The 25298-nt window shown below is 57.4% G+C and carries 27 protein-coding genes and 1 tRNA gene; 17 read left to right on the forward strand and 11 right to left on the reverse strand.

Translation table 11 applies throughout. The features are described from left to right. The first annotated feature begins 211 nt into the window (after positions 1-211). From purB to selA, 7 genes are all read left to right on the forward strand, one after another. On the forward strand, positions 212-1504 hold the full coding sequence (gene purB, locus ACFWUB_RS07130; RefSeq protein WP_292106059.1) for an adenylosuccinate lyase: 1293 nt from the start codon (positions 212-214) through the stop codon (positions 1502-1504). Positions 1505-1781: 277 nt separating this feature from the next. Next, entirely contained in the window at positions 1782-2924 is a 1143-nt protein-coding gene (locus tag ACFWUB_RS07135) for an aminotransferase class V-fold PLP-dependent enzyme (protein ID WP_416183723.1), read from the forward strand. Between the two features lie 104 nt (positions 2925-3028). Continuing rightward, entirely contained in the window at positions 3029-3349 is a 321-nt protein-coding gene (trxA, locus tag ACFWUB_RS07140; protein ID WP_020309836.1) for a thioredoxin, read from the forward strand. A 26-nt stretch (positions 3350-3375) separates the two neighbouring features. Beyond that, positions 3376-3633, forward strand: coding sequence for a TIGR03905 family TSCPD domain-containing protein (locus ACFWUB_RS07145; RefSeq protein WP_020309835.1), 258 nt, complete (start codon positions 3376-3378; stop codon positions 3631-3633). Further along, a complete protein-coding gene (locus ACFWUB_RS07150) occupies positions 3633-3905 on the forward strand; it encodes a DUF3343 domain-containing protein (RefSeq protein WP_020724137.1) in 273 nt (90 codons plus the stop codon). Before ACFWUB_RS07145 ends, ACFWUB_RS07150 begins: the two co-directional genes overlap by 1 nt. A gap of 4 nt (positions 3906-3909) precedes the next feature. Continuing rightward, positions 3910-5832: a selenocysteine-specific translation elongation factor gene (gene selB, locus ACFWUB_RS07155; RefSeq protein ID WP_416183724.1), complete on the forward strand. Its 1923-nt coding sequence runs from the start codon at positions 3910-3912 to the stop codon at positions 5830-5832. Further along, positions 5825-7222 carry an L-seryl-tRNA(Sec) selenium transferase gene (gene selA / locus ACFWUB_RS07160; RefSeq protein ID WP_292262246.1) on the forward strand — a complete coding sequence of 466 codons (1398 nt, stop codon included), beginning with the start codon at positions 5825-5827 and terminating at the stop codon, positions 7220-7222. Before selB ends, selA begins: the two co-directional genes overlap by 8 nt. A 173-nt stretch (positions 7223-7395) precedes the next feature. Here the strand turns inward: selA and ACFWUB_RS07165 are convergent, their stop codons facing one another. Continuing rightward, positions 7396-8409 carry a LacI family DNA-binding transcriptional regulator gene (locus ACFWUB_RS07165; protein WP_416183725.1) on the reverse strand — a complete coding sequence of 338 codons (1014 nt, stop codon included), beginning with the start codon at positions 8407-8409 and terminating at the stop codon, positions 7396-7398. A gap of 160 nt (positions 8410-8569) precedes the next feature. On the opposite strand from ACFWUB_RS07165, the gene ACFWUB_RS07170 reads away from it, so the two are divergent. From ACFWUB_RS07170 to ACFWUB_RS07180, 3 genes are all read left to right on the forward strand, one after another. Further along, positions 8570-9631: a nicotinate-nucleotide--dimethylbenzimidazole phosphoribosyltransferase gene (locus ACFWUB_RS07170; protein ID WP_292106078.1), complete on the forward strand. Its 1062-nt coding sequence runs from the start codon at positions 8570-8572 to the stop codon at positions 9629-9631. Beyond that, complete coding sequence (locus tag ACFWUB_RS07175; protein WP_020311799.1) at positions 9624-9818, forward strand: type II toxin-antitoxin system RelB/DinJ family antitoxin; 195 nt, start codon at positions 9624-9626, stop codon at positions 9816-9818. The genes ACFWUB_RS07170 and ACFWUB_RS07175 overlap by 8 nt, the downstream gene beginning before the upstream one ends. Positions 9819-10095: 277 nt before the next feature. Further along, a complete protein-coding gene (locus ACFWUB_RS07180) occupies positions 10096-11106 on the forward strand; it encodes an NADH:flavin oxidoreductase (RefSeq protein ID WP_416183726.1) in 1011 nt (336 codons plus the stop codon). 189 nt (positions 11107-11295) lie between these two features. On the opposite strand, the gene ACFWUB_RS07185 is transcribed toward ACFWUB_RS07180, so the two are convergent. The 3 genes from ACFWUB_RS07185 to ACFWUB_RS07195 all read right to left on the reverse strand — a co-directional run bounded on the left by ACFWUB_RS07185 (position 11296) and on the right by ACFWUB_RS07195 (position 14210). Beyond that, positions 11296-11700: a hypothetical protein gene (locus ACFWUB_RS07185; RefSeq protein ID WP_020311801.1), complete on the reverse strand. Its 405-nt coding sequence runs from the start codon at positions 11698-11700 to the stop codon at positions 11296-11298. Between the two features lie 438 nt (positions 11701-12138). After that, positions 12139-13260 carry a hypothetical protein gene (locus tag ACFWUB_RS07190; protein ID WP_292261072.1) on the reverse strand — a complete coding sequence of 374 codons (1122 nt, stop codon included), beginning with the start codon at positions 13258-13260 and terminating at the stop codon, positions 12139-12141. A 29-nt stretch (positions 13261-13289) separates the two neighbouring features. Continuing rightward, positions 13290-14210, reverse strand: coding sequence for an NYN domain-containing protein (locus ACFWUB_RS07195; RefSeq protein WP_292106990.1), 921 nt, complete (start codon positions 14208-14210; stop codon positions 13290-13292). 139 nt (positions 14211-14349) lie between these two features. Here ACFWUB_RS07195 and ACFWUB_RS07200 point away from each other — a divergent pair, with 139 nt between their 5' ends. Continuing rightward, positions 14350-15225, forward strand: a complete 876-nt coding sequence (locus ACFWUB_RS07200; RefSeq protein ID WP_416184392.1) for an EamA family transporter — start codon at positions 14350-14352, stop codon at positions 15223-15225. Here ACFWUB_RS07200 and ACFWUB_RS07205 read toward each other — a convergent pair. Genes ACFWUB_RS07205 through murQ form a run of 3 tightly spaced genes read right to left on the reverse strand, consistent with a single transcriptional unit; the run spans position 15215 to position 18581 of the window. After that, positions 15215-16297, reverse strand: coding sequence for a DUF871 domain-containing protein (locus ACFWUB_RS07205; protein ID WP_292281667.1), 1083 nt, complete (start codon positions 16295-16297; stop codon positions 15215-15217). The genes ACFWUB_RS07200 and ACFWUB_RS07205 overlap by 11 nt on opposite strands. Beyond that, positions 16298-17680, reverse strand: a complete 1383-nt coding sequence (locus ACFWUB_RS07210) for a PTS transporter subunit EIIC (protein ID WP_020311687.1) — start codon at positions 17678-17680, stop codon at positions 16298-16300. After that, on the reverse strand, positions 17667-18581 hold the full coding sequence (murQ, locus tag ACFWUB_RS07215; RefSeq protein WP_302681344.1) for an N-acetylmuramic acid 6-phosphate etherase: 915 nt from the start codon (positions 18579-18581) through the stop codon (positions 17667-17669). Before murQ ends, ACFWUB_RS07210 begins: the two co-directional genes overlap by 14 nt. Positions 18582-18761: 180 nt before the next feature. Between murQ and ACFWUB_RS07220 the strand changes: the two genes are divergently transcribed. From ACFWUB_RS07220 to gmhA, 4 genes are all read left to right on the forward strand, one after another. After that, positions 18762-18838 (forward strand) — tRNA-Arg (locus tag ACFWUB_RS07220). A 57-nt stretch (positions 18839-18895) separates the two neighbouring features. Then, positions 18896-20254 carry an FAD-dependent oxidoreductase gene (locus ACFWUB_RS07225; protein WP_416183727.1) on the forward strand — a complete coding sequence of 453 codons (1359 nt, stop codon included), beginning with the start codon at positions 18896-18898 and terminating at the stop codon, positions 20252-20254. A gap of 10 nt (positions 20255-20264) precedes the next feature. After that, positions 20265-20843 (forward strand): beta-class carbonic anhydrase, encoded by a 579-nt coding sequence (locus ACFWUB_RS07230; RefSeq protein ID WP_020311684.1) that lies wholly within the window; start codon positions 20265-20267, stop codon positions 20841-20843. Then, positions 20840-21397, forward strand: coding sequence for a D-sedoheptulose 7-phosphate isomerase (gmhA, locus tag ACFWUB_RS07235; RefSeq protein ID WP_416183728.1), 558 nt, complete (start codon positions 20840-20842; stop codon positions 21395-21397). Before ACFWUB_RS07230 ends, gmhA begins: the two co-directional genes overlap by 4 nt. Here the strand turns inward: gmhA and ACFWUB_RS07240 are convergent, their stop codons facing one another. Next, complete coding sequence (locus ACFWUB_RS07240) at positions 21398-22048, reverse strand: tetratricopeptide repeat protein (RefSeq protein ID WP_292261092.1); 651 nt, start codon at positions 22046-22048, stop codon at positions 21398-21400. Positions 22049-22081: 33 nt separating this feature from the next. Here ACFWUB_RS07240 and ACFWUB_RS07245 point away from each other — a divergent pair, with 33 nt between their 5' ends. Together ACFWUB_RS07245 and ACFWUB_RS07250 are read left to right on the forward strand one after the other, a co-directional pair. Then, positions 22082-22480 carry a NusG domain II-containing protein gene (locus ACFWUB_RS07245; protein WP_020311681.1) on the forward strand — a complete coding sequence of 133 codons (399 nt, stop codon included), beginning with the start codon at positions 22082-22084 and terminating at the stop codon, positions 22478-22480. An 8-nt stretch (positions 22481-22488) separates the two neighbouring features. Continuing rightward, entirely contained in the window at positions 22489-23025 is a 537-nt protein-coding gene (locus ACFWUB_RS07250) for a Gx transporter family protein (RefSeq protein ID WP_020311680.1), read from the forward strand. Here ACFWUB_RS07250 and ACFWUB_RS07255 read toward each other — a convergent pair. From ACFWUB_RS07255 to ACFWUB_RS07265, 3 genes are read right to left on the reverse strand one after another with little or no spacing between them, the layout of a single operon-like run. Further along, positions 23018-23617, reverse strand: a complete 600-nt coding sequence (locus ACFWUB_RS07255) for a hypothetical protein (protein ID WP_416183729.1) — start codon at positions 23615-23617, stop codon at positions 23018-23020. The genes ACFWUB_RS07250 and ACFWUB_RS07255 overlap by 8 nt on opposite strands. A gap of 18 nt (positions 23618-23635) precedes the next feature. Further along, positions 23636-24613, reverse strand: a complete 978-nt coding sequence (locus ACFWUB_RS07260; RefSeq protein ID WP_292106967.1) for an AEC family transporter — start codon at positions 24611-24613, stop codon at positions 23636-23638. Positions 24614-24630: 17 nt separating this feature from the next. Continuing rightward, positions 24631-25296 carry an exonuclease domain-containing protein gene (locus ACFWUB_RS07265; protein WP_416183730.1) on the reverse strand — a complete coding sequence of 222 codons (666 nt, stop codon included), beginning with the start codon at positions 25294-25296 and terminating at the stop codon, positions 24631-24633. Positions 25297-25298 lie beyond the last annotated feature (2 nt).

Below are 25298 nucleotides of genomic sequence, written 5' to 3' on the forward strand. Positions count from 1 at the left end.
AAGATGGAAAAGACATAGGGTGGATTTCGCAGGCATCGAACCTGCGAAATCCATCGCCATTGATGCCCCTACCTAAAAAGAGGAAGGAGTCTTCTGGCGAAACTATGATAAAACTTGTAAAAACGGCTACCTTCAGCCCCATAGATAGTGTATAATAAAGTTGGTGAGTTTTTTTACCGTACTCATGTCAACTACAAAGGAGAGATCAACTGTGATTGAACGCTATACGAAACCGGAAATGGGTCATATTTGGACAGAATACAATGAATGGGATACGATGAAACAGGTCGAAATCCTGGCTAGTGAAGCACAGGCCGAACTGGGCAACATCCCGAAAGAAGCGGCTAAGGAAATTCGCGAAAAAGCTGCTTTTTCTGTCGACCGCATCCATGAAATCGAAGCGGAAACACACCATGACATTGCGGCTTTCGTCTCGACGCTTTCGGAAAATATCGGCGAAGCCGGTAAATATGTACACCTCGGCCTGACCTCGACAGACGTTAAAGACACGGCTCTGGGCTACATGCTCAAACAGGCTTCGGACATCCTCATCAAGGACCTGGAAAACTTCCACGCCGTATTGCGCCGCCGCGCCGTTGAATTCAAATATACGCCGTGCATCGGCCGTACCCACGGCATCCATGCCGAAGCGACGACGTTCGGCCTCAAGCTGTGCAACTGGATGGCTGAAATCGAACGCGACATCGACCGCATGAAACATGCCAAGGAAACGATTTCCGTCGGCAAGATCTCCGGTGCTGTCGGTACCTATGCCGACATTGATCCCTTTGTTGAAAAATATGTCTGCGAACATCTCGGCATCGCTGCTTCGCCGATTTCGTCGCAGACCTTGCAGCGCGACCGCCATGCTGAATATGTAACGACCCTGGCTGTCATTGCCAGCTCCATCGACAAGATGGCTACGGAAATCCGTCACCTCCAGCGCACGGAAGTCCGCGAAGCCGAAGAATACTTCAGCCCCAAACAGAAAGGCTCTTCCATCATGCCTCACAAACGCAATCCTATCACTTGTGAACGCATGTGCGGCTTGGCCCGCGTCATCCGCGGCAACGCCCAGGCTGCTTTGGAAGACGTCGCCCTCTGGCACGAACGCGACATTTCCCATTCGTCTGTCGAACGCGTCATCCTGCCAGACAGCACTATCGCTCTGGACTACATGCTCCAGACTTTCACCCGCGTCATCGACAAGCTCCTGGTCTATCCGGACAAGATGATGAAGGACCTCAACCTTACTGGCGGCCTCATCTACAGCCCGATCATCCTCAACACGCTCGTTGAAAAAGGCGCTGTCCGCGAACAGGCATACCGCTGGGTTCAGCGCAATGCCATGAAACGCTGGCTCGAAGGGGAAGACTTCCTGGGAAACCTGAAAAAAGACGAAGACGTCACGAAATACATGACAGCCGAAGAAATCGAAGGCTGCTTCGACGTCAAGAAGATGCTCAGCCACGTCGACACCATCTTCGCACGTTTCGGAATTTAAAAATAGTTTGTAGGGGCTCGCACGTGGCGAGCCCGCCCCGAAGATATGTAAAAAAGGGTTTGTCGTCGTGCGGCAAGCCCTTTTTTGCTGTCTCGGAAATCTGCATCCACGAAAGCCTCTCCTAACAGGAGAGGTGGCTCAAAGGGCCGGAGCGGTTAACCTCTCAGTCAGCTGCGCTGACAGCTCTCCTAACAGGAGAGCCGGGCCGCCCTTTGGGCGGCCCCTACGAACCACGAACCACGAACCACGAGCCACGAATCTCCCAGGAGGTGATTTTATGTATTATTTCGATAATGCGGCGACGACGGCGCAGAAGCCGGAGGCCGTCGCCCGGGCCGTTTACAATGTCCTGTCATCGGGAACCGTGGGCAACCCGTCCCGCGGGGCCCATGGCTACGCCCTGAAGGCCTATGGTATCGTCTTGCAGGCCAAGGATGATGTAAAGGCCTTGTTCCACTGCGGCCCGGAATATGATGTCGCCTTTACGCATAACTCGACGGCAGCCCTGAACATGGTCCTCAAAGGGCTCATCCATCCCGGCGACGGCGTTTTGACGACGTCGTGGGAACACAATGCCGTCCTGCGGCCGCTTTACCAGTTGGAAGCCCAAGGCGTATCCCTGGCTTTCATCGCCAGCGACAGTCCCGGCGGCGCCTTGCAGTATGACACCCTGGAAGAACGGCTGACACCGCGGACGAAATGGTTCGTCTGCAACCACGCGTCGAACGTGACCGGCAATGTTTTGGACCTGCCCCGCATCAAGGCCTTCTGCCAGCGTCACCATCTGGGGCTCATCGTCGATGTATCCCAGACAGCCGGCGCCATCGACGTCGACTTATCCGATGGCATCGTCACGGCAGTCTGCTTTACGGGCCATAAGTCGCTTTACGGGCCAGGCGGGACGGGCGGCATCGTCATCCGCCGCGATGCTCTCGTGACGCCGTACATCACCGGCGGCGACGGCGTCCATTCCTTCGAGCGGGAGCAGCCGTCGGCTGTCCCCGGTGTCTTTGAAGCAGGTACGGCCAACGTAGCGGGCATTGCCGGCCTCGACGCCGGGATAAAGCAGCTCCTGGATGGTGGCGTCACCGCTGCGGCTGCGCATCAGGAAGCACTGGCCCGGATTTTCGTACCCGCCGTCCAGGCTATCCCGGGTATCCGTCTGTATGGCGACTTTTCCGGACCCCGCGTCGGCGTCTACAGCCTCAATATCGGTGATGCAGAATCGGCCGTCGTCAGCGACATCCTTTGGCAGACATACCAGATGGCGACGCGCCCGGCCTATCACTGTGCGCCCCTCATCCATCAGGCCCTGGGGACGGCCGTCCAGGGAGCGGTACGCTTTTCTTTTTCCCAGTTCACGACGGCTGACGACGTCCGGGCCGCTGTCCGGGCCTTGCGGGCCATTGCGGCGATGTAAGATTTTCTGGCAATCCATCAGGAAAACTTGACTGCTTTGGTATAGTAATATATAATAGATATAGTCATAAAAGACAAATAGTCAAAAGAAAGGTGGAATCTCTCATGGAATATAAATTCACAGCCGATAATTTTCAGCAGGAAGTATTGAACAGCAGCCAGCCGGTCATGGTCGACTTTTTCGCTAACTGGTGCGGCCCGTGCCAGATGATGGGACCGGTCATCGCCAATCTGGCCGAAGAATATGCCGGCAAGATTAAGATCGGCAAGATCAATGTCGACGAAAATCCGGGCGTAGCCCAGGCCTATGAAGTCGCCACGATCCCGAACCTGGTCTTCTTCAAAGACGGGAAAGTGGTCAACCGCGTCATCGGTGTCGTCCCGGACAATGTATTGAAAGAAAAATTAGACGCTTTGCTCAAATAAGCAGCTGGCGCCGGAGGAGGATTTTCATGAAAAATTATTCCTATATGACCCAGGGGACTTGTGCCCGTCAGATTACCTTCAGCCTAGAAGACGGCAAACTGCATGACGTCCATTTCGTAGGCGGCTGTCCCGGCAATACCCTGGCTCTCAGCAAGTTGTTGGAAGATACCGATGCCGCCCGGGCCGTAAAGCTCCTGAAAGGGAATCCCTGCGGTGACCGCGGTACCTCCTGTGCCGATCAACTGGCCATCGCCGTCGAACAGGCCTTGAAACAAGGCGCCTGATGGCGGAGTCAGTCTATGGCGTCGCCCTGGTGCCGTCGACACGGCAGGCTATGGAAGGCGAAAAGCTGGCCAAGGCAGCCGGCCTGGCCGTGCGCATCATTCCGACGCCGGGAAAGCTCGACGCGTCGTGCGGCTTTTCCCTGCGCTATGAACTGGTTGATGAAGCGGCCCTGACAGCTCTCCTCGATGAGGAGGGGCTGGCATGGGTCGCTTTATATCATGCCTGCCGCCAGGGCCTGACCGTCACGTACACTAAAATCAGAGAAGGGTGATATTATGGCCAGACATATCGTCATCGGGACGGCCGGCCATGTCGATCATGGCAAGACGACGCTGGTCCGGGCCCTGACCGGGATCGATACGGATACGACAGCGGAAGAAAAGAAACGGGGATTGACCATCAACCTGGGCTTTGCCTGGCTCGACCTGCCTGACGGTACGCGGGCCGGCATCGTCGATGTGCCGGGTCATGAAAAGTTCATCAAGAATATGGTCGCCGGCCTGCCGGGCCTCAATCTGGTCCTGCTCGTCGTCGATGCCAACGAAGGGGTCATGCCGCAGACGAAAGAACATCTCGACATCTTGACCCTTCTTGGCGTGCATAAATTCATCATCGTCGTCACCAAGGCCGACACCGTCGACGACATGCTGCTCAGCCTGACCCTGCAGGACATCCGCCAGAATCTGGCCGATACGGCAGCCGAAGGGGCCCCGGTCGTCGTCACCGATGCCGTCAGCGGCCGCGGCCTGACGGAACTGGTCGATGAAATCCAGGCCATGGCAGCGACGCTGCCCATGGAAAGCGCTCAGGGGATGGGCCGTCTCAACGTCGACCGGTCGTTCTCCATCAAGGGATTCGGGACTATCGTCACGGGGACCCTCATCGACGGCCCCATGATGAATGGCCGCGAAGTCTGGCTTTATCCTGGCGGCCGGCGCCTGCGCATCCGCAATATGCAGGTCCACGAGCAGGATGTCCTGCGGGCCGACCCGCCGCAGCGGACGGCATTGAACCTGGCAGGCATTTCCTGTGGCGCCATCCATCGCGGTGACGTCCTCTGTACGGCGCCGGATTTTACAGCGACGCGGATGATCGATGTCAAAGTGACCTGCCTGGCTGACGCGCAGCCCCTTTTTCTATGGCAGCGCATGCGCCTCCTCGTCGGGACGCGGGAAGTCATGGCCCGCATCGTACCCTTGGGAGCCGAACAGATTGCGCCGGGGACGGAGGGCTTTTTGCAGCTGCGCCTGGAGCAGGATGAAATCTATGTCAAGGCTGGGGACCGTTTCATCCTGCGGACCTTTTCGCCCATGCATACCGTAGCCGGCGGGGAAATCCTCGACGCCCATCCGCAGAAACACCGCCGCTTCAAAGACGACGTCGTGACCAGCCTGGAAGCCCGCGATGCCGGTCTGACGGACGACGTCGTCGCCGGCTTCCTGCGCCTGCGCCAGGTCCCCTTTACCCAGGCTGACGTCATTGCCGGGGCGACGGACCTGCCCCTGGATAAGGTAGAGCTGGCCCTGGACCATTTGCGGCAAAATGGGATTGTCCGCCGGACCCGTCAGGGCTACATCCACGGTGACGTCTATAAGACCTGGCAGGCCAAGGCCCTGCAAGTCCTCCTGGCCTATCATAGAGAGAAACCGCTGCAGCCTGGGATTCCCCAGCCGGCCTTCCGGAGCCGCCTGCATCTCGATGAAAATGACGGGACGGCCCTATTGCGGCTGCTGACGGCTGGCGGCATCTGCCGCCTGTCCCGCCAGTGCGTAGCGGCGAAACAATTCCGTATCACCTTTTCTCCGTCTCAGCGGAAATTGCAGTCGGCTATTGAAAAGAAGCTGGACCACAGTGGCTATGTGCCCGTCCCGGTCCGCGACGTCCGGGCTTTGGGCCGGGAAGCCCAGGCCGTCGCCGATGCCCTCAACGGCAAGAGCCTCGTCTTCTTATCGCCTGATTTCATCTTGTCGAAGCGCTACATGATGAAAGCCGCTGAAGCGGCCTGCCGGTATCTGCAATCAGGCTGTCCGCTGACACTCGGCGATTTTCGCGATGTCCTGGGAGTCAGCCGCCAGCAGGCCCTGCTCATCCTGGAATATATGGACCGCTGTGGCATTACCCGCCGCGTTGCCGACGGGCGCCTGGCCGGACCGGCAGCCCGGAAATATGAAATAAAAGGGGAGAATGACCATGGATGAAGAACGACAGCAGCTGCTCCGTCAGCTGCCCGATGTAGACCATTTACTGCAACGGCCGGTACTGCTGACCTGGCAGGAGAGGAAATCGCGCCAGGCTGTCCGCGATGCCGTCCGGAACGTATTGGATGAACGGCGTCAGGCCATCTTGGCCGGCCAGTGGGACCAGCCTTTTTCCGGCGATGACTTTGACCGGGCCGTCGTCTCCCGCCTGCAGGCAGAAGAAACGGGCCATCTGCGCCGGGTCATCAACGCCACCGGGACGGTCCTGCATACGAATCTGGGCCGGGCTGTTTTCAGTCCGGACCTGGCCCGTCACATTGCCAATCTGGTCTGCCATTACAGCAATTTAGAATACGACCTGGCTTCCGGCAAGCGGGGATCGCGCTATGACCATGTCCGGGAACTTCTCTGTGAGCTGACCGGTGCCGAAGATGCCATCGTCGTCAATAACAATGCCGCTGCCGTCCTCTTGACCCTGTCCAGCATGGCCGCCGGCCGGGAAGTCGTCGTGTCGCGGGGGGAACTCGTCGAAATCGGCGGCTCCTTCCGGATTCCCGACGTCATCGAACAGAGCGGCGGCCGTATCTGCGAAGTCGGTACGACCAACAAGACTCATTTGTCCGACTACGAACGGGCCATCGGCGAAGATACGGCGGCCCTCATGAAGGTCCACACCAGTAATTACCGCATCATCGGTTTTACCGAGAGTGTCTCCGCTTCGGACCTGGCCCGCCTGGCCCATGACCACGGACTGCCCTGCATCAACGATGTCGGCAGCGGCCTGTTCGTCGATTTGGCCGCATGGGGACTGCCTCATGAACCGACGGTCCGCGAAGTGTTGGACGCTGGCTGCGATGTCGTGACTTTCAGCGGCGACAAGCTCCTGGGCGGCCCTCAGGCGGGTATCATCGTCGGTAAAGCCGCCTATCTGGATGCCATGAAACACCATCCCCTGCTGCGGGCCCTGCGCGTCGATAAGATGACCCTGGCCGGTTTGCAAGGGACTTTGCAGGCCTATCGCGACGGTACGGCCGTTTGCCAGATCCCGACACTGTACTGCCTGGCCCAGACGAAGAAAGAGACGCGGGAACGGGCGGAACGGCTGTTGCAGGCCCTGCATACAGATGACCTGCCGGCCTGCGTTTCCCTGCGCCGTGTAGACGATTGTGTCGGCGGCGGCGCCTGCCCCGATGCCGTCCTGCCGGGCTGGGCCCTGGCCATTGATCCCTATGACCTGTCGGCGGAAAAACTGGAACAGCGCCTGCGCCAGGCCGACATCCCCATCATCGCCCGCGTCCAGCACTGCGCCGTCGTCCTGTCCCTGCGCACCATCGGCGACGACGAATTCCCGGACGTCGCCCGCATCGTGCGGGAAGCGTTGGGCGTTTGAGCGTCGCGTGGAGGTTTCTGCCATCATGTATGAGCGGGCCGTTCTTTATAGTTTGTAGTACGGAGTTTGTAGTTTGTAGAAGAGGGTTTTGAATTAAAAAAACTTCACTACAAACTGCAAACTTAATACTCAAAAAGGCGCTGTCTTCATATGACAGCGCCTTTTTACATTTCCTACCGCGGGGATGATTGGCCGATGATTTCTTTTCCTTCTACGAACTGGACCGTAGGATTCGGTTTTTTCTTTTCAATGAGGTCGACCATGAGGTGCAGACAGTGCTGACCGATTTCGCCCATGGGAATATCGACGCGGGACAGGGAGGGAATGGCGTAATCGTTGAACTGAGCCATGTTGATCCCAATGGTGAAGACCTCAACGTCCTGGGGAATCGAAATACCCAGTTCATGGCAGGCATAGAGCATGCCGTGGGCCAGGACGTCGGATTCACAGAACATGGCCCGGGGCATCCGCTTTTCTTCGTAGAGCTTCTTCGTAGCTTTCACAGCGCTCGATGAAGACGTATCGCAGAGGATGATGTTTTCTTCCGGAACGGTGTGGCCGGCCTTGGCGAAGGTGTCGAGGAAGCCCTGCATCCACGTGCGCATGATCGGGAACGACGTGTCATGGGTCAGGACGCCGGCGTCGAAGATGCCCTTGTCCAGGAAGTGCTGGGCGACGTTGCAGCCGATAGTATAGTTGTCCATGGTGACGCTGCTGTATTTATCCGATTCCCGGTTAAAGAGGACGACAGGGCAGGGGATATGGATGGAATTGAGGTAGTCCATATCTTTATTGGACATATTCGCGATGATGATGCCGTTGAAAAATTCATTCTGCATGGCTTCGAGCTGTTTTTGCAGCTGGTCGACCTTATAAGGGACGACGGTCAGATGAATGGCTTTGTCCTGTTTCATGATTTCTTCCTGGATGCCGAGGGTGATGCGGGCCAGGTAGTTGATACGGAAGTCCGTTGCCCAGTAGAAGGCAATGGCATAGCTGTCTTTTTTAGCCGACCGCAGTTTTTTGGCCGACTGGTTGGGGACGTAATTCAGGTCTTGTGCAATTTTGTATATACGCTGTTGTGTTTCCTGCGAGATTTTCCGTTCCCGGCCCTTGCCGTTCAGGACGATGGAAACGGTGGCGATGGAAACGCCAGCAGCTTTGGCAATGTCTTTAATTGTGGACACGATGGCCACCTCCACTCTTGCTTTTATTTTGACATAAATTAAACGTTTTTTCAAGGAAATCTGTGTTACAGGATGAACAAATATTCATTTTTATGTAAGTCGCGAATCGTTTGCAATCATGGTACAATAGAAGCGATTAAGACGAGAAAAGAGGATGTGTATGACAGTGAGCAAAGAACGTTACCGGCGCCAGGCCCTTCATCAAATCGACAATCTGGCCAAGCCGCCGGGAAGCCTGGGACTTTTGGAAAAGCAGGCCAAGCAGATTTTATTGGCCTGGGGGACCTTTCACCGGGAGCTGCGGCCGAAACACATCATCTTTGCCGCCGACAATGGTGTCGTCCGGGCCGGTGTCGTCGCGCAGTTGTCGGATATCACGTATATGCAGAGCTGCCATATGGTACAGGGGACGTCGGCCGTGACCTGTTTCTGCCGCAGCCAGGATATCCCTTATGAAGTCGTCGATGTCGGTATCGACAGTGATGATGCCGTCGGACTGGACCGCAAGATCGCCAGGGGGACAAAGAACTTTGCCGTCGAACCGGCTATGAGCCGGGAAGAGCTGGCGCAAGCCATGGCGACGGGCCGCGAACGGGTGCAGGCAGCGGCCAAAGATGGCATCAATCTCCTGTCATTCGGGGAAATGGGCATTGGCAACACGACGACGTCTGCCGCGGTCCTTACGGCATTGTCGCCGAAAAAGATGTCCTGGCTGACTGGCTTCGGTTCGGCCCGGGGCAATTATAAACTGCTCTTCCATAAGCGCCATGTCATCGCCGCAGCCGTCAAGGCCTATGAAAAAGAAATCCAGATGCCGGCTGATGCCCTGCGCTGCGTCGGCGGCTTTGATTTGGCAGCACTCTGCGGCGCCATGATGGCCTGTGCCGACGAAAAGATTCCCTTTTATATCGACGGCTTCATTACGGCGACAGCCCTGGCCTGTGCCATCGCCATGAAGCCTGCCGTCCGCGATTATGCCCTGCCGTCCCATATTTCCCGGGAGCCCGGCATGGCCCAGGCCCTGCGCCTGTGCGGCATCGATGAATACGACGTGCCCATCCAGGCCGGTCTCTCCCTGGGTGAAGGGACGGGGGCCGTCTTGGGCGTCGTCCTCATGAAGACCATGATGTATGCCGTCTGGCATATGGCTACCCTGGACGGCATCAACCAGGAAGCCCAGGACCGCCATGACAACCGCAAAGGAGATGAAACGCATGGATGAAGAAACGAGAAAAAAAGCCCAGGCCATCTTTGAGCGCCTGGGACTGACGGAAGAACAAGCAGTTGAACTCTTTTATAAACGGACCATTGCGGCCGGGAAAATGCCCTTTGCTGCAGCCGAAGGGGAAACCAAGAAAATCAAGAAAAAACGCATGAACGAACGCTTCGCCGAATGGGATGCTTTTTAGCGGACCGCAGAAGCTCAATTCGTGCAGCCATCTCCGCTTGTCTTTGCCGGGCTGACTGCGTCGAAAAGCCTCGACAGAGCCCCGCTATGCCTGCGTTTTTCTCCTTGCCAGCCCGGCAAATCCGGCGCGGATCTGACCGCGTCATTGAGCTCCTGCGGTCCGAAAGGCTCTCCTGCGAAGGGGAGCTGGCCGCCGAAGGCGGACTGAGGGGTTCTTAAATGTACGAGCCACGAACCATGAACCACTTTAAATTATTTTTACGAAAGAAGGGATTTTGATGATGTATCCGTTATTACATGAAACGCTGAATGTTGGGTCTCTGGTTTTGAAGAACCGTCTGGTCCTGCCGCCGATGGCGACGGAAAAGTCGGCGAAAGGCCAGGTGACGGATGGGCTGGTCGCTTATTATGGTGATATGGCCCGCAGCGGTCCAGGCCTGATCATTCAGGAACACAGTTTCGTTTCGCCTGAAGGCCGGGCCAGTGCCAACCAGGTGTCGCTGGCGGCCGATGCCGATATTCCCGGACTGCAGCGCCTGACGGCGGCTGTCCACGCTCAGGGCGTACCCATCCTGGCACAGATCAGCCATGCCGGCAGTGCTGCCCATCGGGCCATTACGGGGCAGGAAGTCATCAGTGCCAGTGCTGTTTCCAATCCGTCGCGGGCCGCTTCGGTCCAGGGCCAGCCGGAATTTCCCCGGGAAATGACGCAGGGCGATATCCAGCGCATCGTCCAGGCCTTTGTCGACGCCGCTGTCCGGGCACAGCAGGCCGGCTACGACGGCGTGGAAATCCACTCGGCCCATGGCTATCTGCTGGACCAGTTCTATTCACCGGTGACCAATAAGCGGACCGATGACTATACGGGCCAGACCTTGGCTGGCCGGACCCGGCTGCACGTTGAAATCATTCAGGCTATCCGCCGCCAGGTCGGGTCTGATTTTGTCCTTTCCCTGCGCCTGGGCGGCAGCGATTATATGGATGGCGGTGCCGTCGTCGGCGATGTCAGCGAAGCGGCTAAGATTTTTGAAACGGCCGGCATCGACATGCTCAGCCTTTCCGGCGGCATGAGCTTCTTCTTCCGCCCTGGCCATACGGAAGCGGGATATTTTGCCGAATTATCGGCAGCAGCCAAAAAAGGGACGACCCTTCCCGTCTTGCTGACCGGCGGCATTGCCGACGGCGCCGAAGCGGAAGCCTTCCTGGAAAAAGGGCAGGCCGACCTCATCGGCATCGGCCGGGCGGCACTCCGGGACCACCAGATTTACCAAAAAATCTTGTCCATGTAGAAAAAAAGCGCTGTCGCATGAAGACAGCGCTTTTTGAGTATTAAGTTTGCAGTTTGTAGTTTTTAGTGAATGTTTTTTTTAAATTTAAAGTCGTCTTCTATAAACTACAAACTCCGTACTACAAACTTTAAAGAGAAAGGAGCCTCGTACGATGGCAGAAGCCTTCATGTGACAGCTATGAATTATGTTTCAATGAATACGGTCTGTTTTTTTCTGAGCAAAAAGCCATTCTAAGGCGGGCTGCATGGTGTAGGCATGCTGCCAGGTAGAGCGGTGGCTGCCGCCTTGGTACTGGGTCAGGTAGTGGCTGCAGTCCGGCGTGATGAGGGCAGCGGCCTGGGCGTCGACCTGGTCTTGCGGCTGGGTGGGGTCGAGGGTCTGGCTGGCTACTTTGACGCCGTCTTTTTCTAAGTTTTCCATGATTTTTGCCAGGCTCGGGCTGGCACCGGGGTCACCTTGGGAGGTAACGGCCCAGATATGCTGGTGACCTAAGGGCGAAGTGACGGTTTCGTCCCATTTGCAGGCGACGAGGTAAGAGCCGGCGAAGAAGTCCGGATATTTGACATCCATGGCGATGGATGTCATGCCGCCCATGGACTGCCCCGTGTTATAGATGCGGTCCGTATCGATGGAATATTGACGGCAGAGCTGCTGGACGAGATGGATGGTCCGGTCCAGTTCCGGCCCGTACTGATAGTTGTCATCGACGATGATCGTATCGTATTGAGGGGCCAGGACGAAGCAGGGGTGCTTGGCCTGCCATTCCGGCGAGGCGAAGGTAATCCCAAGCCTGCCATTTTTTCAATTTCATGAGAAAACCTCCCTTTTGGACTGTCGCACGAAGGCTTCTGCCCTCCTGCGGGGTTCTTTTTCTTTTATGGTTTATATTATAGTACAGCATTTGTAGTTTGCAGAGAAAACCTTTAAATTTAAAACCATCCCCTAGCCCCTAACAACTAAAAAGCGTAAACGGGCGCCCCACGTGGTCGCCCCTACAGAAAAAAGGCTTGTCGCATATGCGACAAGCCTTTTTTATTTACTTATCATATCGTCTGAGGCGAAGCCCGTGCGATTGGCGTAGTCGCCTTCCAGGATTTGGACGGGGACGAAGCCGTTCTTGTCTTTGTCACCGGTAATCTGGATGCGCGTCGGCTTGGCAAAGACCAGTATCTTGTCGGACCGGACGAGGGAGCGGATTGTTTCCATATCGCGGTCGTGGCTGGCTTTGAGGAAGGTGGGAATGGTCGTCTCGTCGGGGATGACGTAGGTCCCGCGCATCATGAGGTAGCGGCCGCTGTTCGAGGGCAGGCGATTCTTTTCCTGCTGCGCTTCTTTTTCCTCGTCGCTCAGTTCCGGGACGCCGCTGGCTGAATAGCGGGAGAAGTTGACATTGGTCTGTTCGGCTTCTCCATAGCGGTGGACGTAATAGATGGTGATGAACAGGCAGAAGATGACGAAGGGCAGGAAGAGCATCTTCGTGTAATACGTCAGTTTGGCGTATTTGGCTTCCTTTTCTTCCCGCGCTTCCCGTTCTTCCCGCGTCTCGACGACTTCTTCCGGCTGGCCCTGGAGGGCACCGGCCAGGATGGCCGACAAGGGGATACCGTAGCTGGAAATGGGATAGAGGTTTTCCAGCCAGTTCAAGCCGCAGATGCAGGCCATGGCCCGGCTCAGGGCATTGTCCATGTCGACGGGGATCTTCATGCGGTGCAGAATCGACGTCAGCGAATCATTGGCCAGGTTGGGCATGTACGTCGAGGCCAGGAATTTCAAGTCCCGGATGTAGACATCCTTCAGGGGCAGTTCCCGCCCGGATGCTTCATAGCTGGCCTTGATGGCCGGAAAGAGCCGTTCCGAGCGGTAGGCAGAGAGGACGGCGTCTTTGAGGAGAAAGGCAATGTCTTCATCCCAGACGACATCGAAAGGCTTGCTGTCGGCCAGCATGGCTTCCGTCAGGTTGTGTGCCTGGACCGGGCCTTCCCGGGGTTTGATGAAATAGGAAATGCCGTGGACATTGCCGTCGCTGATCCAGGCCAGCGCCAGGCGGCAGATACTGTTTAAGTTGTCGTTGGCCAGGTCCGCTGCGATGGCGATGGACGAATTGACCTTTCGCCGGCGCAGCGATTCCAGCGCCTTTTGTGTATTCGCATCCATGGCGGGTATCCTCCGTGAATCGAGTGGTTTTAACGGCCTCGCTGTTTATAGTAGGGGCGGAACGTGCGCCGCGGCCGCTTGGGCGTTTGTTTGAGCTTGAAGTAGTTGTGCTTGACTGTGCAGTTCTTTTCGTCTGTAAAGGTATTGACGTCGAAGAGTTTCAACGATTCGATGAAGGGAACGAATTTCTTGTAGCCAAAATTGCGGACGTCGAAGTCGGAGAACTGCTTGCTCAGGAGATTTCCCAGGGTACCCGAGAAAATCCAGCCGTTGTCGTCGGAATTTTCTTCGGTCAGCTTGATGAGCGCCTGACGGATGGTGGAGAAATCTTTCCCCGGTGTCTTGCCGTGGAGGGGCATCGTTTCCGGCGGTGTCAGCGGACGGGCTGCCGGCGTTTCGCTGGCATGATTATCGGCTTCCGGCTTTTCGGCCTTAGCCTGCGGACTGGTATGTTCGGCCTGGGCTTCTTCATGGTCCGTGCCTTCGTGGTCACCGGCTTCGTGTTCTTCGGCTTCTTCCCAAAGGACGTCGAGGTAGAGGAACTTGTTGCAGGCCGAGATGAAGGACCGGGGCGTCTTGCTTTCGCCCATACCGAGGACATATTTCTGCGATTCCCGCAGGCGCGAAGCCAGGCGGGTGAAATCACTGTCTGACGAGACGATGCAGAAGCCGTCGAGGTTGCTCTGGTACAATAAGTCCATCGTGTCGATGATGAGGGCCGAGTCGGACGAATTCTTGCGGATTGTATTGCTGTACTGCTGGACGGGCTGGATGGCGTTATCTAAAATGGTATTGCGCCACGACGCCATCTGGGGCGTCGTCCAGTTGCCGTAAATGCGTTTGTAGATGACATCGCCGAGATTATTCGCTTCAGATAAGATGACGTCGATGTATTTGCTGGAAATATTTTCGGCGTCGATGAGGACGGCGAGTTTCATTTCTTGATTCATAATTTGATTACCTCTGTTTACATTACTTTTTTATTATATCATCATCCATAATAACTGTGCTATAATAAAACCAAGGCTGGAACGAAGGCGTTTATCCTTCACCAGGCCTATTTTTTTTAAGAAGGTGATACGCGTGAAAATGGAACATATGGCGCCTTTCTGCGTCGTCGCAGCGGGCATCTGCTGGGGCATCATCGGCCTGTTTACCCGCCAGCTGTCGGCCTATGGCCTGTCGCCCTTACAGATTACCTTTGGCCGGGCCCTGGTCACGGCCATCGCCATGGCTGGCGTCGCCCTATTCCGCCAGCCCCGCAGTTTGGCCATTGCGCCGCGGGATATCTGGATGTTCCTGGGGACCGGCCTGGGGAGCATCGTCTTTTTCAATATCTGCTACTTCACAGCCATCGAATTGACGACCTTGTCCGTCGCGGCTATCCTGCTCTATACGGCGCCGAGTATCGTCATGGTCTTTTCTATCTTCCTTTTCCATGAACGCTTTACGCGGCGCAAGGGGTTCTGCCTGGTCCTGGCCTTTGTCGGCTGCGTCCTGGTCAGCGGCTTAGGCATGGGTCATGTCGAGGCTGCCGGTATCCTGGCCGGTCTGGGCAGCGGCTTCGGCTACGCCCTCTATTCCATTTTTGGCCGCTATGCCCTGGCGAAATATGAACCCCTGACGGTCACGGCCTGGACCTTCATCATCGCGTCTTCAGGACTCCTGCCTTTCTGCCATTTCGGCATGGTCCTTTCCCTGGCCGCCGCCGTGCCCTATACGGGCCTCCTCTTCGCCCTTCTCGGCCTGATGTCGACGGCTCTGCCCTTTGGCCTCTATACGATGGGCCTGAAGCATATGGAAGCGGGCCGGGCATCTATCCTGGCTTCAGTGGAACCGTTGACGTCGACCGTCGTCGGCATTGCTATTTTCCATGAAGCCCTGACCCTGACCGGGGCGGCCGGCATGGCCTGTATCCTGGGGGCGGTCATCCTCCTGGCCAGGTCCGGATCCGCTAACGGATGAATTCAAAGCGGAATTTCCGGCCCGGCGTGATATAGTCGAGGAGAAATTCTTCGTTCGGCACGACTTTGGCGACGATGTTGGTCCGCTCTTCCGGCGGCAGTTCACATTTGACGATCTGGACTTCGCCCATATAACGCAGGAAATCGGCGTTGTCCAGGGTGATGTCGCCGCGGTGGAGACTGCGGAAGATGTCGCTGTCCGGTTCGATGATGCGGCCGTCCAGATGGGCCCGGCTGCCATTGGCGCGGATGACATCCCGCGACGGGTCGGGCCGGGCCGTGAAGGTATAGGACAACAGGTCCTGGATGTGCGGTTCCCAGCTGAGGAGTTTGGCCTTGATGACGACGACGTCCGTTTCTTCCCGGCCGGCCCGGGCCAGGTCGCGCAGTTCTTTATCGGCCGGCTTGTCGTCGCCGATGAAGACGGACTGGACGCCCAGGGCGGCCAAGTGGCGGGCTGCCAGGCTGACGTCCTGATGGCGGTGGAATTCCAGCGTCGGCAGGCCTTCATACAGCGGTGCCCGTTGGCCGGCCTGGCTGGCGACGAAGGCGCCGACGGACAGGCCACAGGCGTGGAGCCTGTCAGTCTGGGTCTTGAAATAGTCGAGGGCCAGGCCCGTGTGGGGACGGGGATAGAAGTTGTGCAGGCTGTCGATGTGGTCCAGCTGGGCGCCATTCTTCCGGAGGTCTTCCAGGTCTTTCCGGGTCAGCGTCGACGCGTTGACCTGGACGCGGACGATGTGGCTGTACATGGCCAGCTTGGCTGCATCGAAACCGTCGTCAAAGCGGACAGTTGTAATGCCCAGCTTGGCGATAACTTCCGGATCGAAACGGTCCATGCCCAGGCAGGCTGCCGAGGCCGGCGATACGTCGGCGACGATGTCGAGCTGACATTGCCGGGCCGTGTCCAGGACGGCCTGCAGTTCCTTGCGGAAGGCTGCCGGGTCCGTTTCAGGGATGTGGAATGACGTAAAGAGCCGCGTCATCCCCAGGGCAGCGCCCCGTTCGATGCGGGCCGTTTTTTCTTGGATCGTCCCTCCCAGGCCGGGATAGACGGAAATACCCGTTTCCATTTATTCACCCTCCTTCGGGTCGTCGAAACCCAAGAGCCAGGTTGCAATGAAGCCGGCCACGTAGGCTGTGACGAGTCCTAATAAATACATGGGGATGTTGTCCGTACTGGCTGCCAGAGGCAGGCCGGAAATGCCGATCGTCGCGGCGCCGACCATGTAGGCGGCCTGGACGGCGCCGCCAAAGGCGCCGCCGATGCAGGCCCCGATAAAGGGCTTGCCCAGGGGCAGGGTGACGCCGTAGATGAGCGGTTCGCCGACGCCCATGAGGCCGACGGGCAGGGCCGAGGCGATGGTCTTGCGCAGGGCCTTGTTCTTCGTCTTGGCATAGACGGCGATAGCCGCGCCGACCTGGCCGCCGCCGGCCATGGCCAGGATGGGCAGGAGAATGGTCACGCCGTAGCGCGACAGGAGTTCCGCGTGGATCGGCGTCAGGCCCTGATGGATGCCGACCATGACCATGGGCAGGAAGGTCCCGCCCAGGATGAAGCCCGTCACGGCGCCGCCGGTCCCGATGGATTCCGTCGCCGCATAGCCGATGGCTTCTGACAAATAGCCGCCCAGGGGCTGGCAGAGGAAGAGGGCCACGAAGGTCGAAATGACGACGACCAGGAAGGGCGTGACGAAGAGGTCGAACATATCCGGGACGAGGCGGTGGAGCTTCTTTTCCAGCCACGATGAAAAGAAGACGACCAGGAGGACGGCGATGATGCCGCCCCGGCCAGGGACCAGGGATTCGCCGAAGAGATTGATCTGAGCCAGGTTCGGATGGCTGAGGATGGCTGCCATGACGCCGCCCAGCATGGGCGAGCCGCCGAATTCCTTAGCCGCATTGATGCCGACGAAGATGTTCAGGCCATAAAAGGCGGCGTTGCCGGCGATGGCCAGGACCTGCATCAGCGGCTGGGCCGCCAGGGACGGGTCCATCTTGAAGGCCACGTTGAGCAGGCCCGTGATCAGGCCGCAGGCGATGAAGGCCGGGATGATGGGCACGAAGATATGGGCGATTTTCTTCAGGGCCAGTTTGGCCGGCGTCGCGTTCTTGCGGCGTATTTCTTCGTGAAGGGCCTGGCCGTCGAAGGGCCCCTGCTTATCGTCGCCGGCATCTGGCGCAGCGGCCGCCGGCTGTTCTTTACGGCCTGCTTCGACTAGGGGGGCAAAGGCCTGGTATAGTTTGGTCGCCTTGCCCGGGCCGACGATGATCTGCCATTCGTCACCGGATTTGTTGATGCCCATGACGCCGGGCAGTTTGGCCAGGTCGTCTTTGCTAAAGTGTTCATCCTTTACGGTCAGGCGCAGGCGGGTCATGCAGTTGTAAGCCTTTTCGATATTGCCTGCCGGACCGGTGATATCGTAGATGGCCCGTGCCAGTTTATCGTAATCCATGGGCAGCCTCCTTGAGGACGGCGGCGACATAGCCCTGGGCCGCTGTCAGGCGGTCTTCGGCTTCGCTGGCCGGGATGTGCAGGAGGACCATGACGATGGCCGTCTTGGCCCGGCCCTGACTTTCCCTGAGGGCTTCGATGGCCTTCTGGCGGCTGCAGCCCGTCGCCGTCATGACGATGCGTCGCGCCCGTTCTTCCAATTTCTGATTGGACGACTTGACGTCGACCATGAGGTTGCCATAGACTTTGCCCAGGCGGATCATGGCGCCTGTAGACAACATGTTGGCGATCATCTTCTGGGCCGTGCCGGCTTTCATGCGCGTCGAGCCCGTGACGACTTCCGGGCCGACGACGGCGCAGAGGTCGATGTCGGCACAACGGCCGATGGCCGAATGAGGCGAACAGTCGATGGCGATGGTAGCGGCTCCGACCGAGGCCGCATAGGTCAGGCCGCCGACGACATAAGGCGTCCGGCCCGAGGCGCTGAGGCCGACGACGACGTCGTCAGCCGTCAGGTTTTTGTCTATCAAATCCTGCCGGCCCAGTTCCGGCGAGTCTTCAGCCCCTTCTTTGGCCCGGAAGATGGCTTCATAACCACCGGCGATGAGGCCCTGGATGCGTTCCGGGTCGGTGCTGTACGTCGGCGGACATTCGACGGCGTCGAGGATGCCCAGGCGGCCGGACGTGCCCGAGCCCATGTAGAACAGACGGCCGCCGCGGCGCAGTTTATCGGCAATGGTGTCGACGGCTTGGGCGATGGCCGGGATGATGGCGCCGACGGCATCGGCGACTTTATGGTCTTCTTCATTTATGATGTGCAGCATATCTTCGGTCGATACGCTGTCGATATGCTGGCTATGGCTGTTCTGCTGTTCCGTAGCCAGGGTTTCTAAATTGATCATGCTTGATTCCTTTCTTTCATGCAGTCGTGGCTATTGCCGCTTGGGAACAATATACACATCTCTAATTATAGAGAGTGTTTGAAAGACTTGCAATAGGCTTTTTTTCATGAGCCAGCACCTTTATTTTTTTGCCGTTTCATGGTATGATTAATCTGCACGCAGCAGACCTGTGTGCCCTGTGCGCCCATAGCTCAGCTGGATAGAGCAGCAGTTTCCTAAACTGCGTGTCGGATGTTCGAGTCATCTTGGGCGCACCATTTTTTTATCTTGAATACAATCTAATCATTTTACAATCCGGAAAGGTGGGTTCTCTCATGTCCGATACCAAGAACCGGCTGGCTTCTTTCCATGAAGAAGTCATGCATGATGCTGATTATACGCTGGCTGAAGCCGTTGCCGAAGCCAAACGCTGCCTGAATTGCAAAGTACCGCAGTGCCGCAAAGGCTGCCCCATTGAAAATGAAATCCCCCAGTTCATACATGCCATGACCTTGGGCGATTTCGGCGCCGCTGCTGAACATATCTATCACCGCAGTGATTTGCCGGCTATCTGCGGCCGCATCTGTCCGAGAGAAAAGCAGTGCGAAGGCCACTGCATCCTCGGCAAAAAAGGCAAACACGTCGAAATCGGCAAACTCGAACGCTTCGTAGCGGACATGGCCCTGGATGGCGGCTTCCTGCCGCAGCCGGTCAGCCGTAAAACAGAAGGCCGCGTGGCCATCATCGGCTGCGGCCCGGCCGGCATGGCAGCTGCGAGAGAACTGGCTGGCCGCGATTATGATGTAACCATCTTTGAAGCCGCTTCCCAGCCCGGCGGTACCATGACCTATGGTATCCCGACTTTCCGGCTCCATAAGGAATTACTGCAGCGCGAAGCCCAGGCCCTGACAGCTATGGGCGTCACCATCGAATATAACGTCAAAATCGGCGTCGACAAATTCCTGGACGAACTGCAGCGTGATTTCGATGCCGTCTTCATCGCCATCGGTACGATGAATGCCTGGAATCTCGGCGTCGACAACGACACGATCGACGGCGTCGTCGATGCGGAACAGTTCCTGCGCGACGTCCAGCGCGTCCAGACCGGTGAAGTCGAACTGGCAGACCTGCCCGTACAGAAAGGCGACCAGGTCATCGTCGTCGGCGCCGGCAACGTCGCCATCGATGCGGCCCGCACGTCGCTGCGCCTCGGTGCGGACGTCAAAATCGTCTACCGCCGGGCTGAAAAGAACATGAAGTGCCTGCCGTCGGAATACGAAGAAGCCAAGGCCGATGGCGTCCAGTTCCAGTTCTATTCGGCACCGAAAGCCGTCGTCGGGACGGACCATGTAGAAGGCCTGAAATACGAAAAACAGCAGATCCTCGAAGATGCCACCATGGTACCGACGGGAGAATTCGGCGTCGTCCCGGCCAATAAAATCATCGCCGCCATCGGCAACAAGCCGGAATTGTCCGTCGTCAAAGCTCTCGGCGTCGATGCCAATGACGATGGCTACATCGCCGTCAAGGATATGCCTTACGGCCTGACCAGCAAAGAAGGCGTCTTTGCTGCCGGCGATATCGTCCACAAGCCGCAGACCGTCGTCCTGGCCATGCGCGAAGGGCGTAAGACTGCTGAAGGTATCGACCAGTACTTGAAGGCCAAAAAAGTCATGGCCGCTGTGAAAGCATGAGGAGGCCGCTATGAGTGAATTGACACGGCAGATACTGAAAGCCAATAAGTCTTTTGTCAAACAGTCCCTGTCCCAGGGCGGCTTCGATGAAGTCAGCAAGTATCCGAGCCGCAACCTGGCCGTCCTGACCTGTATGGACACGCGCCTCTTGAATTTCCTCGAACCGGCCATGGGCATCGCCCGGGGCGAAGCCAAACTCATCAAAGTCGCCGGCAATACGGCTTTTGAAGACTTTGACAGCGTCATCGGCAGCCTCATGGTTGCCGTCTACGAACTGCACGTCCACGACATCATCGTCATGGGCCATGACGACTGCGGCATGCTCAAGACGACGGCAGACAGCCTGTGCCGCCATATGGCCGAAGAAGGCATCGATGAAAAGGCCATCGCCGCCGTCCGCCCCAAATTGGAACAGTGGGCCGACCCCATTACCGATATCGACGCGTCTGTCTGCGATACGGTCCGCCGCCTGCGGGCCAATCCCTACTTGCCTTCATCCCTTACGATTTATGGTATGGTCATCCATCCGCACACCGGTGAAATCCGCGTCGTCGACGATGGAGAAGGCCAGGAACAGGAGGTATTATGAGTCTGGTCACACAACGAATGAAAGACCACGCCGCCGTCCTCGAGGCGACGATGGAGTTGATCCCGGATATTGAAAAAGCCGGGGCTCTGTTCAAAGAGGCCCTGGCTTCTGGTCACAAGATACTTTTTTGCGGCAACGGCGGCAGTGCTGCCGATTCCCAGCATTTAGCCGCGGAAATCGTCGGCCGCTTCCAAAAGGAACGGCGCCCGTTCCCGGCCATCGCCCTGACCGTCGACACGTCGATCCTGACGGCCGTCGGCAATGATTATGGCTTCGATACGGTCTTTGCCCGCCAGGTCCGGGCCTTAGGCGAAAAAGGCGACGTCCTGGTCGGCATTTCTACGTCCGGCAACAGCCAGAACGTCCTGGAAGCCATCGATGCAGCCCGTGAAAAAGGCCTCACTGTCATCGGCCTGACCGCTTATGGCGGCGGCAAGATGAAGGAGACCTGCGATATCTGCCTGGCCGTACCGGCCAAAGTGACGGCACGGGCCCAGGAAATGCATATCATGATCGGCCACATCCTCTGTGAAATCGCTGAGGAAGACATGTAATCAGCCGACGATTTGCTGGAACTGTTTGTTGTTCCGTATCTTATCGAAATGGCTCTGCGTCCGGGCTGCCTGGCGGACGTCTTCGCCGCCCAGGTCGATGGCCTGCTTCAGATAGGGCAGGGCCTGGTCGGCTTTGCCCAGGTCGCCGTAGATGGTGGCGATGCCGTAGTAACTCCAGGTATTGCCCGGATCGGCGGCGATGACGTTCTTGAAATACGTCAGGGCCTTGTCGTATTGGCCGTCAATTTTATAGGCTAAGGCCAGGTTGTAGAAAGAAGCGACGTCTTTCGGGGCTATTTTCAGCGCTTTTTCGATGAGCTCGATGCCCTGGGAGACGTCGTTTTTGCTGCCTGTGCTGTTGCCGCGCATGGCCAGGGTGACGCCCTTATTGCTCAAGGCCTGATAGTTGTTGGCGTCGAGGGAAAGGGCCTTGTCGAAATCGTTCAGGGCCCCGGCATAATCGCCGGCCTGGTATTTTTTCAGGCCTTCGTCGCTGTAAGCCTGCGAATCGGCCTGGATGGCCGGTGCCGATGGAGCCTGTACGTCCTGTGCCGTCTGAGCCGGCTGGGGCTGGGATGGCTGTGTACTGCATCCGCCGCTCCCGGCAGCCAGGGCCAGCAGGAGCAGGATGGCCAAGTGTTTGTTCTTCATGTTCATTCTCCTGTTCGTCAATATGGAAATCCTATGAAACATATCATCAAAAAAGGGGACATCGTCCTCATCATTACGCTGCTCGTCTTATCTTTCATCCCGGAAGGTATCTTTTACCTGACCGGTAACGATGCGTCTGTGAGCCGGACGTATGCGGTCATCCAGGTCGACGGCAAGGTCTATAAAGAAGTTCCCTTGTCGGGCCACCATGGGACCGATGTCATCCCTATCCAGACCGAGGAGGGCTATAACCTCGTGGTCATCCAGGACGAGAGCGTAGGCATTACCGAAGCCGATTGTCCCGATAAAATCTGTATCAGTGAAGGCTTTGTCAGCAAGCCCGGTGCGACTGTCGTCTGCCTGCCGCACAAGGTGCTGGTCGAAGTGAAGTCCGCCGGCGATGACGAACCCGATGTCATTCCGGCCCATTAGAGGTACTTATGAAAAAGACATTTCACATTATTATCCTGGGCCTGTTCATCGCCCAGTCCCTGGTCTTATACGTCGTCGAAGGGATGCTGCCCGTGCCCTTCATCGCGCCAGGGGCGAAACTGGGGCTGGCCAATCTGATTACGGTCATCGCCCTCTATGCCCTGCCGCGTAAGCGCGACGTCTGCCTCATCCTGCTCGTGCGCATCATCCTGGCCACGGCCTTTGGCGGCGGCATCAACGCTTTCTTGTACAGCGTCGCCGGGGCGGCTTTCAGCCTGGGCGCCATGATGGTCCTGCAGAAGACGGGGAAATTCTCTATCATCGGTGTCAGCACGGCTGGCGGTATTTTCCACAACCTGGGCCAGGTCATCGTGGCCTCTTTGGTCGTAGAGAATATCAAGATTATGCTCTACCTGCCGATCCTGGCCGTTGCCGGCACAGGAACGGGCATCCTCATCGGCATTACGGCTATCTTCACCTTGCGCCACTTGAAGCGGCTGCCCATTTACCGGCGCATGCAAGAGGAAAATCAGGCGATTAATTGATTCGGATGGAGTCGAGGACTTCGTCAGCGAGCTTTACCTTATCTTCTTTGCTGCCGTCGCAGGCTACGACGACGATCCACGTCGCCGGGCCGTCGGCAAAGCCGATGAGGCGGGCCTTCATGGATTTATCCTGATACGTGAAGGTAAAGGTCTGGACGACGGCGTGCTGCCCGCTGACCATCGTCGTGTCCTGGCTGACCGAGACGTTCTGGGCGTCGATTTTCGATAATACGGCGCCGGCTGCGGCTTCGGCCGTCTGGTTGAGGCGCTGGCTGATGGCCTGGCCCTGGCTGATGTGCAGGTCGTCGTACATCTGCTGCGTGTCGATGCTGTTGGTATAGATGGCGATGTACAGGCCGCCGTCCATTTCACCGTACAGGCGGCTGCCCTCGAAGTACCGCTGGGTCAGCGGGTCTACGGGGACGGGGAAGTCGAGCTTCTGGAGATTTCCCGGCAGTTTCAGGGAAATGGCCGAGCCCATGCCGTCGACGCGGCGTTCTTTGAGGGTAATCGTATAGCAGGCCGTCAGGCTCAGGGTAAGGATGAGCAGGCATAAAGCCAGACAGAGGGAACGGATTCGGGTATGAGTCATGAGTGCACCTCGCGAAAGTTATTTGAAAGGCAGGTATCCCCAGGATACGAGCAGGTAAAAAGCGGGATATAGAATAAGTATATATAAGAGCTGTGTCGTAATGAAAGGCGCCATGGCCAGATTGACGTTCAAGTCGTAAAGGCGCTCCGTAATCAAGGCGTTGATGGCACAGGGCGTAGCCATGACGATGACAATCGTCCCCAGGAGCACCGGGTCCGACGTGAAGCACAAGGCCAGGAAATACGATGCCAGCGGCGTCAGGACCATCTTGATGGGAATGAGGTCCAGCGTCTGGCGGGCATAGTCCTTGAAGTGGGAAAAGTCGATGAGGTAGCCGACGGGGATGAGGGCTACCCAGGCGCTGACGTGGATCAGGGCCTGGAAAATCGTCGTCCCCGCAGCGGGCCTGGGGATGCCGGCGGCGTGTAAGGCCGTGCCGATGACCAGGGCTACGACGGACAACTGGTTCCAGTTGATGAAGATCGATTTCCAGTTATCCTTGAAAAAGACGAAGAAATTGCGGTCCTTGCCGCCGTGCTGGTAGTAGTAGCCCATGGGGAAGAGGACGAAGAACATGAGCAGGTTCTGGAAGACGCCGATGATCTGGACGTAGGCATAGGACATTTCCCCGTAGAGAATGTAGCTGCACAGGCCGCCGAGCATCCCCGTGTTGGCCGGGATGGCGGCGATGAGGTAACTGCCTCGGTCGACGAAGGACGAGAATTTGCGCTGCCGTCCCAGCAAGAGGACGACGGCCAGCGGCAGGAGGCCGTTGAAAAAAGCGAAGAAAGGCAGGCTGAGCAAGTCCGTCCGCATGGGCAGGACCCAGAAGCTGAGCAGGGTCAGGGACGTCATGATGACGATGATGTTGAAGCGGATGAGCCAGTTCGACTGGTCCGGCGTCAGCCAGCTCCGCCTTTTGGCGACATATCCGGCAATCATGGGCAGGATGATGTCTGTGAAAATATAAACCATCCGGAGTGTCGTATCTTCCATGGCCGGATTCCCTCCCTTTACTTGCGGGCAGCGCGGAAGGCGTCGGCCAGGGAGAACGTCAGCGGTTCTGCCGGCTTGGTGGCGTCGATGATAGGCTGCATGATATCGCGGAATTCTTCTTTTTTCTTCGATAAGACGTAGAGTTTGGACGTGTTGCGGGCATCCCAGAGGGCGTCGTGCATCTGGCCGTCGAAGGTTTCTCCCAGGGTGCTGACAGCCTTGTCCAGGGAAATGACATTATCCAGGCCCAGGAGGTTGCAGTAAATCTGCTGGAAGTTCTGCCAGTGGTCGAGCATCCAGCGGACGCGGTCGTCGTGCTCGTCGATTTCTTTGAGGCGGAGTTCGCAGTCCAGCTGGCGCCAGTCATTTTCACTCCAGGCGAACATTTCGTAGGCATTGGGGCAGCCTTCGTTGCACCAGGTCAGGAAATGGTCGAAGGCCTGGCGGAAATGGGGTTTCCCGGCCAGCATTTCCATGGTGATACCTGTCAATTCCTGACAGGTCTGATTCATGGCTGTCGTATATTCGGGCAGCACATATTCCTTATACGACGAGATTTCATTCCCCTCTTCGTCTATTTTAACAGCACCGATTTCGATGATTTCCCCTTTGCAGATGCGGCGCGCTTCCTTCTGGTCCCGGCCGATAGGGTTCATCTCGAAATCGACAAATACGGCTTTCATGA

The organism is Megasphaera sp., from assembly GCF_047831605.1.
GTDB lineage: Bacteria > Bacillota > Negativicutes > Veillonellales > Megasphaeraceae > Megasphaera > Megasphaera intestinihominis.